Here is an 11587-nt window from a genome sequence, read left to right on the forward strand (position 1 = left end):
GCGTCTTCTCTTTACCGCCCACCCCAGCGATTGCGAAACACCAGTTCCTCCAGCGGCACGCGCTGGCGCCAACCCTTCACCGCCAGTTCCGGCTCGGTATAAAGTGTATCGACGCGGCCGAGGCATAGCCAGGCGACGATCTCGATGTGGTCGGGGATTTCCAGAATGGTGCGAATGTCGCTATCGTGGAAAATGCTGACCCAGCCGACGCCGATGCCTTCGGCGCGCGCTGCAAGCCACAGGTTCTGGATGGCGCAGACGGTGGAATAGACATCCGTGCGCGGATTGTGGGTGCGGCCCAGCACCATCTTGCCGCCACGTGTCGGATCGCAGGTGACGCAGATGCTGAGCGGCGCCTTGCGGATGCCCTCAAGCTTGAGGCTGCGGTAAAGCGCCTGCTGCTCCCCCTCGAACATCGCCGCCGCCTCGCCATTGGCGCGGCTGAAGGCAACCCAGGCTGCCTGCCTGACCGCACCGTCAGTGACGAGCGTGAAATTCCACGGCTGCATGAAACCGACGGAGGGCGCGGAATGCGCCGCCTTCAGCAAGCGCTCGACCACATCTTCCGGCAATGGATCCGGAAGGAACTGATCGCGCACATCACGGCGGGTTTCGATGGCACGGTAGATCGCCTCTCGCTCCCCCTCGGAAAACGGGTAGGCGGGCGAAAGCGCGTGATCGAATGCATTGCCGTCGAGCGAACTGGTCGCGAGTGGATCGGTCGGCATCGTCTATCCCCAACAATGCTGGCGCGCTGCCACGAAAACCGGCTCCGGTTTTCGCCTGCACAACGCGCTGCTGCAACAACCTGCCGCCGTCCACGCGGTCTGGTCTATCCTGTCAGGCCGGTCTTCTGACTCGGCTTCATCCGCCCGCTTTCGCCTTCCCGAATGGATTCAGTGGCATCAAGAAAAAGGGCATCCGCCTCACAGCGCTGGGCACGTTCCGGTCTTGCACCGGATTCCCGATTCTCCCGCCGTAAAGGGCGGGCACCTGACGAAGAAGCTTATGAGCAACAAAGATTGCAAATACAAGTATCTTGCGCAGCGATGCGGCAATGTGACCGTGGCCTCACCTGCGTCATCGCGGCCTTGAGCCGGAATTCCAACCAGCTCAGCTCTTTCGGCTGAAAAGCGGCCTTTCGCCGCGCAGACGCGCGCCGGCTGAAGCACCCCTACCGCATCACCCAACGGGAAAATACCGCACATAAGCGAACTCATCCCCGTCAGGTGACCAGTTGGGCGAATTCATCGTTCCCTGCCCGCCGAAAAGGTCAAACAGCGTCTCGACATTGCCGCCATCCATATCCATCAGCCGCACGCGCACATCGAGGTCGCGCGGATGGTCGAAGACATCGGCGTCGTAGGAGACGAAGACGACCTTGTCACCGCTGGGGGACGGATGCGGGAACCAGTCGCCATAGGCGCTGTCAGTGATACGCTCGACGGCCGAGCCATCCACCCGCACCCGCCAGATCTGCATCTGGCCGGTGCGGCTGGAGTTGAAATAGATCCATTCTCCATCCGACGAATAATCCGGCCCGTCATTACGGCCTTCACCATGGGTAAGGCGTGTCTCAACGCCGCTGTCTATGTCCATGGAATAAATATCGAAAACCTGATCGCGAATGCCGCAATAGGCGAAACCTTTCCCGTCCGGCGACCAGCCGTGCCAGTAGGAGGGAAGGTTCCTCGTCATCAGCCGCGGCGTTCCGCCCGTCGATGGCAAAAGGTAGATGGCACTCTTGCCGAACTCCACCTTGTCGGAAATGGCATAAAGCGAACCGTCAGGCGAAATGCCGTGGTCATTGTTGCAGATTGTCGCAAAGCCGGTATCGACCGTTTCCGGCGAAGGGTCGCCGGCAAGTGACAGGCGGTAAAGCAGGCCATCGCAGTTCAGAAGCAGATATTTCCCGTCCGGCGACCAGTTCGGCGCCTCAAACAGCTCCGGCGTCTGCCAGACCACCCGCATCTGCCGGGTGCGGATGTTGAAGATTTCGATGGAACTGCGCATGCTGCCTCCCGGGCCTGTCGATCGTCTGACGTGGAGCGTTGAATGGCACAAACATTCCGTTTGCATCCACCACCGCCGTGACTATGATCCTATTGCCGCAGGCACCGCCCTGCAAATTCAAATAGGAAAAAACAGCAGCGTTCCGGCACCGCCCGCACCCCTGCCCGTTTCTCCCAGATCCGAGGTTCCGCGATGAATACCATCGCCGATCACGGCATCCGCTTCGGTCGGATCGCCGCAATGCTTCCTGTCAAGAATATCGAAAAGGCCCATGACTTTTATGTCCGTGTGCTGGGCTTTGAAAAGACCTTCGAAAACGGCAACCCTGTCGGTTTCATGATCCTGAAACAAGGTAGTGCCGAGTTGCACCTGACATTGCAGTCAACGCACAAACCGGCCCCCTTCAATGTGGCGCATATGCTGGTCAGCGACGTCGACGCGCTGCACGCGCTTTGCAAAAGCCACGGGCTTCGCATCATCAAAAGTCTTCAAGACAAGGATTATGGCCTGCGGGCCTTCGTTTTCGAAGACCCGGATGGCAACCGCATCGATGTGGGGCAGGTTATTTAACGAGATAGGGAAACGGCGCGGCGTGTCCGCGCCGTTGGAGGGAAATGATGCGTCTTCGACATCGATATATGGCGAAGTCGCAGCATCCGCACTCCGTCACCCCGAACTAAACCCGGGGTCCAGCAAGCTCCCTCCACGCCGTCCTTCGACTACCTGTCCCTGAACCGGTTGGTAATCGGATAACGGCGATCGCGGCCGAAGTTCTTCTTGGTGATCTTCACCCCGGGCGCGGATTGGCGGCGTTTGTATTCGGCGAGATAGAGCAGATGCTCGATCCGGTGCACCGTCGCGATATCATGGCCACGCGCGAGGATTTCCTCGACCGACATTTCCTTTTCCACCAGGCACTCCAGAATATCGTCCAGCACCGGATAGGGCGGCAGTGAATCCTGGTCTGTCTGGTTGGGGCGCAATTCGGCGGATGGCGCCTTGGAGATGATATTGGCGGGGATCACTTCGCCGGACGGCCCGAGCGCGCCCGGCGGCACATGGGAATTGCGCCAGCTGGAGATGGCGTAGACCTGCATCTTGTAGAGGTCCTTGATGGGATTGAAACCGCCATTCATGTCGCCATAAAGCGTCGCATACCCCACCGACATTTCCGACTTGTTGCCTGTTGTCACCACCATCGAGCCGAACTTGTTGGAAACAGCCATGAGAATGGTGCCGCGTGTGCGGCTCTGCAGGTTTTCTTCGGTAATGCCTTCTTCCGTGCCTTCGAACATTTCCGAAAGCGCCGACAGGAACCCATCCACCGGTTCGGCGATCGGCACGATATCGTAACGGCAGCCGAGCGCTCTGGCGCAATCGGCTGCGTCCTTCAGCGAATCCTCGGAGGTGTAACGATAGGGCAGCATGATGCAGCGCACCCGCTCTTCGCCCAGCGCATCAACAGCAAGCGCAGCGCAGATCGCCGAATCGATACCGCCGGAAAGGCCGAGAACCACGCTCTTGAAGCCGTTCTTGTTGACGTAATCGCGAAAGCCCAGCATGCAGGCCCGGTAATCCGCCTCCTCGCCTTCAGGGATTTTCGAGAAGGGACCGCTCTCGCAGCGCCAGCCTTCTTCGGTGCGTTTCCAGTCGGTGACGGCAAGGGTCGCCTCGAACTGGCTCATCTGGAAGGCAAGGGTCTTGTCGGCATTGAAACCGAAGCTCGCGCCGTCGAAAACCAGCTCGTCCTGCCCGCCAAGCTGATTGGCGAAGACCAGCGGCAAGCCGCTTTCGATTACCTGTTTCAGCGCCACCTGATGGCGCACATCCAGCTTGCCGCGATAATAGGGCGAACCATTCGGCACCAGCAGGATTTCCGCCCCGCTTTCGGCAAGCGTTTCGCACACACCCATATCGTTCCAGATTTCCTCGCAGATCGGAATGCCGATCCTGACACCGCGGAAATTATAGGGACCGGAGATCGAACCTTCGGCGAAAACACGCTTTTCATCGAACTCGCCGTAATTCGGCAGGTCGATCTTGTCACGCAGCGCGATGATCTTGCCGCCATCCAGAAGCGCAACCGAATTGTGCCGGCCCGTTTCGCCCTGACGCGGAAAACCGATGACGACGCCCGGCCCGCCATCGGCGGTCTCCGCCGCCAGTTCTTCCACGGCCTTCAGGCACGCTTTCAGAAAAGCCGGCTTCAATACCAGGTCTTCCGGCGGATAGCCGGATATGAACAGCTCGGTCAGAAGCAGGAGATCGGCACCCTGCGTCGCCGCATCGGCCCGTGCTTCGCGCGCCCTGGCGAGATTGCCCGCCACGTCGCCAACAGTCGGATTGAACTGCCCGACGGCAATTCGAAGATGGTTTTTGATGTCGTGTCTGTCGCTCATGGCTTTTCAATACCGCGCCCGTGCCCGCTCCGCAACGCGGCAATTGCATGCCGCACCACCTTGATGGGGTGAAGCCGCAACAGGCATTCACGCTAAGGTTATCACCGCACCGGCCACACTCCGCAAAGTTCATGTCGCGTTCATCGCGCTTATGTGACAGTTACATGACAGTTTTGCGACGCCCCGATTCACCTCCCCGAATTGCGCGGTGTCGCCTCGTAATACCGGAGTATGAGTTTGAGACATTCGGCGCCAAAAACAACGGCTTCCGAAAAGGCTGATTTTGTCTTTTCGCCTGCATGGACGCGGGGCCTTTCCAAGCTTTCGGGTAAGGCCTACACGCTTGCCAATCTGACGTTTTCGTCGGTCGTGCTTGTCGTGGCGCTGGAATGGATCGCGCGCGGTTCGCTTGTTGATGTCGGAACCTTCCTCACCTCATCCGCCCGCCCCGGCATGACCACCATTGCCGCCGTGCTGCTGCTGCTCGTAGCGCTGGATTCCATCCTTGGCCGCCGTTACCTGTCGCTCATCGCCGTTGCGCCGCTTTGCGCACTGACAGGGCTGATTTCCGCGCAGAAACAGACCTATCTCTCCGATCCGCTTTATCCTTCCGACCTGCTGTTCGGCCGGCAGATCCTCGAGCTTCTGCCCACCATGCTGAAAGCCCAGCCGCTGATGGCCGTGCTGGTCGGCCTTGGCCTTTGCGCAATGGTTGCGGCCATTTCCACGCTGTGGCTGCTGGCGCGGCGTTATTCGCCGGGCTTGAGCTGGCGCGAACGCGCCGCAGGTCTTGTGCTGGCGCTGCCGCTTCTGGCCGGCCTCGCCTCGCTGATGGACTATTCGCATTATTCGTGGGTGCGCGATCGTCTCAACATCATCCCCATGATGTGGGATCAACACGAGAATTACCGCCATAACGGTTTCCTGATGGCCTTTGCCTTCAATATTCCCATGGCCAACGTCTCGGCGCCGCAGGGTTACGGCGAAAACAGCATTGCAGACCTGACCTCGGAACCCGCCGCCTTTGCAGCCAACAAGGGCGATTACCCTGATGTCATCATGTTAATGAGCGAATCGCTGTGGGATCCGACACGGCTTGAAAACGTGAAGCTCTCTGCCGATCCGATGCCCAACATCCGCGCCAAGCAATCCGGCAACGTGTTCTCGCCGGAATTCGGCGGCATGACGGCGAATGTGGAATTCGAGGCGCTGACCGGCTTTTCCAACGCCTTCCTGCCCTATGGCAGCATTCCCTACCAGCAATATATCCGTCGCCCGGTGCCCTCGCTTGCCAGCTTCTTCCGTGGCGAAGGGTATTCGGCCATCGCCATGCATCCGTTTCAGGAATGGTTCTGGAACCGCAAGGAAGTCTACAGGAATTTCGGCTTCGAGGAGTTCCGCTCTGAAGAGACATTGCCGCCCATGGAGAAGCGCGGCAACTTCGCCTCCGACGACGCGCTGATGGACCAGATCATGGTGGCCGCGGACGATGCGCGCAACCCGCTCTTCCTCTTCGCCGTCACCCTGCAGGGACACGGACCTTACGAGGCGGGCCGTTATGCCAGCGACACCATCGGCGTAGAGGGCGATCTTTCCGCTTCCGCATCGCAGGCGCTTGGTACCTATGCGCAGGGCGTGGCGGAGGCCGACGACGCCCTTCTGAAGCTGATGCGCTGGGCAAAAAAGCGCGAGCGCGAAACCATCATCGTGCTCTTCGGCGATCACCTGCCGCCGCTTGGCCAGACATTCGTGGAAAGCGGCTACATGCCGGGCATGGTGGCCAGCCGCCGCGCACCGCTGGAAGTCATGAAAAAGGAACACGAGACGCCGCTCGTCGTCTGGTCCTCGAAGACGGGTGTGCGCAAGAATATCGGCACCATCAGCCCGGCGCTGTTGCCCTATCACGTACTGAAAACAGCCGGTTTCTCAGACCCCTTCTATACGGGGACTTTGGGTGAAGTGCAGGATGCGTTTTCCGTCGTCGACCGGCATATGCTGGTGGCAACGGATGGCAAGGCCCTGCCCGACTGGTCGATTTCGCCCAATTCCATTCCGGACGTGGTGCGCAATTATCGTCTGCTGCAATTCGACATGATGTTCGGCGAGCAATATGGCCGAGAGCGCTTCTTCCCCGGCTTCAACTGGGTAAATGACGCCACGCCGTCCGTCTGATGGGTCTGGAGGCCTGAACGGCATGGCGGCGGAAATCGTTTGAATTCCATTGCCATGCGGGTTTATCTCGACAGGGCCGTACCGAACCATCAGCACCACGAGAAGCACCGTGTCAGACATCTCCGACTATATCGTTTCGCACTTCAAGCGCTCCTCCCGGGAAATCGGCGAGGTGGAGCGTCGTATTCTGGAACTGTCGCACCAGAAAAAGCTGGTCTCGACCGACACCAATGCGGAATTTTCCGCCGGGGCAAACCTGGGCGACAGGCTGGCCGACAGCATTGCAAGGGTTGGCGGCTCCTGGGGATTTATCCTCAGCTTCTGCTTTTTCCTGGTGTTCTGGGCAATCATCAACACCATCGTGCTGACGACGCGGGCCTTCGACCCCTACCCCTTCATCTTCCTCAATCTTCTGCTCTCCATGCTCGCGGCCATTCAGGCTCCGATCATCATGATGTCGCAGAACCGGCAGGCCGCCCGCGACCGTTTCGAGGCCGCCAAGGATTATGAGGTGAACCTGAAAGCCGAGCTTGAGGTGTTGTCTCTGCACGAAAAGATCGACGTGAAGGTGCTGGCCGAACTGGCAGCACTCAGACAGGACCTCGCTGCCCTTCACCGCCATGTTACCCGGAAAGAAGACTGACGAGAAAGGACCGGCGCGCGAAAATCCATCCCCGCTTTTCCCCGCCCCGCCTTACCCTGTTATCTTGAATGCAGTCCTGCCGGGTAGACGCCAGACGTGGCGTAAACCGAAGGACGGTCCTGGTGGTGGGAACGGTGGCACGTTCATGGTGACAGGACCATTTCGCAAAAGGCCGTGCACTGCCTCTTGCGAAATACGGCTTTCTGGAAAGGGCCCGGTTGCGCAAGCATCCGTCCCCTCCAACCCCAATCAGCGCGTGACCGGGCACAACCCGTCTGAAACCACGAAAACCCGACGGCGAAAGCCGGGCCGGGCGCAAAGGCGCATCTTTGCGTCGCAAAACGACGAGCGGACAAAACGGTTACGAATCCGTCAGATTCTTGCGCTACAGATTGACGCAGGCGTTTGTTGCATTGCACTCTTGTGTGCAAGGCTGACAAGGGAATCACTTCCCCTGGTCAAAATGGCATCACGACCATTTCGCGGCAGCGCCATCCCGGATGCGACATCCGGTCATTGCAATACATTCTGTTCCGGGGTTTTCATGTACCAGTTCGATCTGATTGTTATCGGCAGCGGTCCGGCGGGAAGACGCGCCGCCATCCAGGCCGCCAAGCTCGAAAAGAGGGTTCTGGTCATCGAGAAGGGCAGTCGCGTCGGCGGCGTTTCGGTGCACACAGGCACCATCCCTTCCAAGACATTGCGCGAAACCGCGCTCAATCTCACCGGCTGGCGCGAACGCGGTTTTTACGGCCGCTCGTACCGCGTCAAGCAGGAGATCGACGCGGACGATCTGCGCCGCCGCCTGCTGATCACGCTCGACCACGAGGTCGAGGTGCTGGAACACCAGTTCGCCCGCAACCGCGTGCAGCACATTCGCGGCACGGCAAGCTTCGTCGATGCCAACACGGTGAAGGTGGTGAAGAACGACGGTGAAGTCATGAACGTCACCGGCGCTTCCATTCTGCTCGCCATCGGCACGCGGCCCTACCGGCCACCACATATTCCCTTCGACGGCGCTGCAGTGCTCGATTCGGACGAGATCCTCGAGATCAAGGAACTGCCGCGCTCCATGGTCGTTGTCGGCGCGGGCGTCATCGGCATCGAATATGCCACGATCTTCAGTGCGCTCGACACGCAGGTGACCGTGGTGGAACCGCGCGAGACCATGCTGGAATTCATCGACAAGGAAATCGTCGAGGATTTCACCTATCAGTTGCGCGACCGTAACATGAAGCTGATCTTCGGCCAGAAAGCGGAAAAGGTGGAGCGCGACGACAGCGGCAAATGCCTCGTTTCGCTCAGCAACGGCCGCGTCCTCAAAGCCGAGACGGTGTTGTTCGCCGCCGGACGCGTCGGCGCAACCGATACCCTCAACCTTTCCGCCTGTGGGCTGGAAGCCGACAGCCGCGGCCGCCTGAAGGTCAATCCCGAGACCTTCCAGACAACAGTGCCGAACATCTACGCCGCCGGCGACATCATCGGTTTCCCGAGCCTCGCCTCCACCTCGATGGAACAGGGCCGCATCGCCGCCCGCCACGCGGTCGGCGCACCGGCCGGTGAACCGCCGCAGTTCTTCCCCTACGGCATCTACGCCGTTCCGGAAATCTCCACCTGCGGCCTGACGGAAGAAGAAGTCACTGAACGCCACATTCCCTATGAATGCGGCATCGCCCATTTCCGCGAAACCTCACGCGGCCATATCATGGGTCTCGACAGCGGGTTGCTGAAGATGATCTTCTCGCTGAAAACCCGCCGTCTGCTCGGCGTCCACATCGTCGGCGAAGGTGCCACCGAACTGGTGCATATCGGCCAGGCAGTGCTGAACCTGAAGGGTACGGTGGAATATTTCGTCGAGAACACCTTCAACTACCCCACGCTTGCCGAGGCCTACAAGATTGCCGGTCTCGACGCGTGGAACCGCATGGGTGAGCTGAAGAAGGATTGAGGCTGGCTGTTGCGGGTGGAGATCGTTTGCAATGTGCGCAAACCTCTCCTCCGTCATGCTCGGGCCTGTCCCGAGCATCTGCAACGTCACGATTTTATGCGACGTGATTAGATCCTTGGGACAAGCCCAAGGATGACGCCGAATGCGACGCAAGGACGTCCATCACTTTCTGCTCATCCATACGATAACCGGTGACGCCCCTCACCACCGAATACTATACCGCGCACTCACACCCGGCCGAAAATGATCCGCATAACCCTGATCGAGCGTTCCGCGCACTGTCAGGTGATCGCCGATCTTCTGCTCCACGGCCACGCCGCTGCTGAACTCGTTGAAGCTGTTGCGGCTTGCCCCCGTCAGCACGAAGGCCGTGCCGGTTTCCGAGCGGGAAAGGCGTAGCGACTGCGATACGTCCAGGCCGTTCCATTGCTGCGCCGTGCCGTCGTAACGCACCGTGAAATTGCGGTTGGCCTCGATATCCAGTTCCGGCGTAACGATGCGTTTCTGTCGCGACGTCATGGAAACGCTGCTCGACCCCGTCAACGCGTTGAAGAGGACGCCGACATCGCGGGCAAGCGACACGCCGGGCAACTGTTCCGCCAAAAGCGTGACATTGCCCCACAGGCGAACCGGCGTATCCACCACCTGCCCCGTCCTGGAGGCATTCATGCCCATTTCCAGCCCCGCCCGGATGGGCGTCTCGACCGGCAGCTTCGCGCCGATACGCGCCGTATAGGAACGATCGGAATTCTTGACCGGCTTCCAGATCAAACCGGCCTCATCGGCATGGGCGGAGGAGACGCAGAGCATGCAGCCCGCGAATAGAGGGAGGAGTTTAGAAATCGATATCCGTAACGGCATATCTTGTCCCCGGATCATTTAAGGGCATACCGGCGCAAGCCAGCAGCACGGTAAAAATCGAGTCCAACGAAGTGTCGGTGTGACAGCCGCCCGTCAGGCAGCTAGCATTCCCGTAAAAAGCAGCGCAAATCACCGCAGGAAAATGACTGGCTTATATTGCCAGATGAACGGGAGATGAACAAGCGCTGATGCAGCAAATTTTGCTGCATCGCACCAGACGCAAAAGTTTATGTGACGCGAAATTGCGGCAGCTTGACGACTCAACCTTTTCCCACCGATAGTGACCAAAGGCGAAGCCTGCGCCTAACCTCCCAGACCTTCCCCAGCATGGTCTTGAACGGAGGCAAAGGGACTGTCGTTGTCTCAGGCTACTGTCTTGGTCCGATCGTTTCGGGCGGGTTGCTGGGGAACTGCGTCCGGGACGTGAAAGGCCTGATCATGACACAAAATAATAATCTAAAACGCCGCGTAAGAGCTCGCGCAGCGAAAACCGGCGAGTCCTATACGGCGGCGCTCAAGCATATCCGCCGAACTCCCGACATGCCAGTTAGCCCTTCTTTACGAATGGCTGTCGCGCAAACATCGCTGGTCGACGACCCTCGTATTGTTTCGGCACTGAAAGCAGCCGGGCAAGAAATGCGTCGCCTCATGTGCGATGCCCATAAGGCCGGCGCCCGCCTCATTCATTTTCCGGAAGGGGCAACGTGCTGGCCCAATAAACGCATCATGTCCGAAACTGGGCCGAGAGAAATCGGGCCTTCCGACTGGACGCGCTTTGAATGGGAAACTCTGCGCAGAGAACTGGAAACGAGCAGAAAACTGGCGCGAAGGCTGAAGCTTTGGACGATTCTCGGGTCCGTCCATCAGCTTACTCCGCCACATCGACCGTATAACAGCCTGTACGTCATCTCCGATCGCGGGAAGCTTATAACTCGCTACGATGAGCGCCTGCTGTCGAACACCAAAATCTCGTTCATGTACTCGCCGGGAACTGTACCGGTGACGTTTGAAATCGATGGCTTCCGTTTTGGTTGCGCGCTCGGCATGGAGGCGCACTACCCAGAAATATTCATGGAATACGAGAAGCTGAACGTCGATTGCGTGCTGTTTTCCACCGCAGGTGATGGCCCGTCCAATGCCCCGGCATTTCCAGCCGAAATATTGGGCCATGCCGTGAGCAACACCTATTGGGCCAGCTATTCCACCCTGGCGGCTCAGAGTACAGCTGCTCCCTCGGGAATCGCCGCACCGGATGGCCGTTGGGTGGCGCAATGCCCGATGAACGGTTTACCGGCTATCGCAATAGCAGACATTGCTATCGATCGTGAAAATCCCGCACGACCATGGCGGCGAAAAGCCCGCGGCGATCTATATGCGCCTCATCAGGTGAATAATGATCCCAGAAGCGATAGCCGGGAGCAATTTTAACAGGCGAGATCGGTCAGCGGCGCGGTTTGGGCCCGCTGGCCACCGCGCAAGGCGGATGGACGGCATCGCCCAGACGAAACAAAAAAGGCCGCAGCTTTCGCCACGGCCCTTCCATTCAATCAG

The 11587-nt window shown here is 59.2% G+C and carries 9 protein-coding genes and 1 riboswitch; of the genes, 5 read left to right on the forward strand and 4 right to left on the reverse strand.

The features are described 5' to 3' along the window. Positions 1-11: 11 nt before the first annotated feature. Together bluB and CRO62_RS25700 are read right to left on the reverse strand one after the other, a co-directional pair. Positions 12-728 carry a 5,6-dimethylbenzimidazole synthase gene (gene bluB / locus CRO62_RS25695; protein ID WP_097102733.1) on the reverse strand — a complete coding sequence of 239 codons (717 nt, stop codon included), beginning with the start codon at positions 726-728 and terminating at the stop codon, positions 12-14. A gap of 97 nt (positions 729-825) precedes the next feature. Then, a riboswitch (cobalamin riboswitch) is annotated at positions 826-1012 on the reverse strand. A 170-nt stretch (positions 1013-1182) separates the two neighbouring features. Continuing rightward, positions 1183-2013, reverse strand: a complete 831-nt coding sequence (locus tag CRO62_RS25700; protein ID WP_097102734.1) for a TolB family protein — start codon at positions 2011-2013, stop codon at positions 1183-1185. A 192-nt stretch (positions 2014-2205) separates the two neighbouring features. Between CRO62_RS25700 and CRO62_RS25705 the strand changes: the two genes are divergently transcribed. Further along, positions 2206-2583: a glyoxalase superfamily protein gene (locus CRO62_RS25705; protein WP_097102736.1), complete on the forward strand. Its 378-nt coding sequence runs from the start codon at positions 2206-2208 to the stop codon at positions 2581-2583. A 149-nt stretch (positions 2584-2732) separates the two neighbouring features. Here the strand turns inward: CRO62_RS25705 and CRO62_RS25710 are convergent, their stop codons facing one another. Next, the gene (locus CRO62_RS25710) at positions 2733-4412 is read right to left on the reverse strand and encodes an NAD+ synthase (RefSeq protein ID WP_097102738.1); all 1680 of its coding nucleotides are present in this window, start codon (positions 4410-4412) and stop codon (positions 2733-2735) included. Positions 4413-4643: 231 nt separating this feature from the next. Here CRO62_RS25710 and CRO62_RS25715 point away from each other — a divergent pair, with 231 nt between their 5' ends. From CRO62_RS25715 to sthA, 3 genes are all read left to right on the forward strand, one after another. Then, a complete protein-coding gene (locus tag CRO62_RS25715; RefSeq protein ID WP_179784628.1) occupies positions 4644-6584 on the forward strand; it encodes an LTA synthase family protein in 1941 nt (646 codons plus the stop codon). 109 nt (positions 6585-6693) lie between these two features. Further along, a complete protein-coding gene (locus CRO62_RS25720; RefSeq protein ID WP_003515504.1) occupies positions 6694-7227 on the forward strand; it encodes a DUF1003 domain-containing protein in 534 nt (177 codons plus the stop codon). A gap of 544 nt (positions 7228-7771) precedes the next feature. Beyond that, the gene (gene sthA / locus CRO62_RS25725) at positions 7772-9175 is read left to right on the forward strand and encodes a Si-specific NAD(P)(+) transhydrogenase (RefSeq protein WP_003515506.1); all 1404 of its coding nucleotides are present in this window, start codon (positions 7772-7774) and stop codon (positions 9173-9175) included. 201 nt (positions 9176-9376) lie between these two features. Here the strand turns inward: sthA and CRO62_RS25730 are convergent, their stop codons facing one another. Continuing rightward, a complete protein-coding gene (locus CRO62_RS25730; protein WP_097102740.1) occupies positions 9377-10036 on the reverse strand; it encodes a hypothetical protein in 660 nt (219 codons plus the stop codon). Positions 10037-10474: 438 nt separating this feature from the next. Here CRO62_RS25730 and CRO62_RS25735 point away from each other — a divergent pair, with 438 nt between their 5' ends. Beyond that, positions 10475-11464 (forward strand): carbon-nitrogen hydrolase family protein, encoded by a 990-nt coding sequence (locus tag CRO62_RS25735; RefSeq protein ID WP_097103326.1) that lies wholly within the window; start codon positions 10475-10477, stop codon positions 11462-11464. Positions 11465-11587: the final 123 nt, after the last annotated feature.

This window comes from Rhizobium sp. AN6A, from assembly GCF_900215635.1.
Lineage (GTDB): Bacteria > Pseudomonadota > Alphaproteobacteria > Rhizobiales > Rhizobiaceae > Agrobacterium > Agrobacterium tumefaciens.

What these genes read in the sequence shown, in the direction of transcription:
- CRO62_RS25705 (WP_097102736.1), top strand. Translation starts at nt 2,206, where the DNA reads ATGAATACCATCGCCGATCACGGCATCCGCTTCGGTCGGATCGCCGCA.
- bluB (WP_097102733.1), bottom strand. Translation starts at nt 728, where the DNA reads ATGCCGACCGATCCACTCGCGACCAGTTCGCTCGACGGCAATGCATTC.
- CRO62_RS25730 (WP_097102740.1), bottom strand. Translation starts at nt 10,036, where the DNA reads ATGCCGTTACGGATATCGATTTCTAAACTCCTCCCTCTATTCGCGGGC.
- CRO62_RS25700 (WP_097102734.1), bottom strand. Translation starts at nt 2,013, where the DNA reads ATGCGCAGTTCCATCGAAATCTTCAACATCCGCACCCGGCAGATGCGG.
- CRO62_RS25715 (WP_179784628.1), top strand. Translation starts at nt 4,644, where the DNA reads ATGAGTTTGAGACATTCGGCGCCAAAAACAACGGCTTCCGAAAAGGCT.
- sthA (WP_003515506.1), top strand. Translation starts at nt 7,772, where the DNA reads ATGTACCAGTTCGATCTGATTGTTATCGGCAGCGGTCCGGCGGGAAGA.
- CRO62_RS25735 (WP_097103326.1), top strand. Translation starts at nt 10,475, where the DNA reads ATGACACAAAATAATAATCTAAAACGCCGCGTAAGAGCTCGCGCAGCG.
- CRO62_RS25710 (WP_097102738.1), bottom strand. Translation starts at nt 4,412, where the DNA reads ATGAGCGACAGACACGACATCAAAAACCATCTTCGAATTGCCGTCGGG.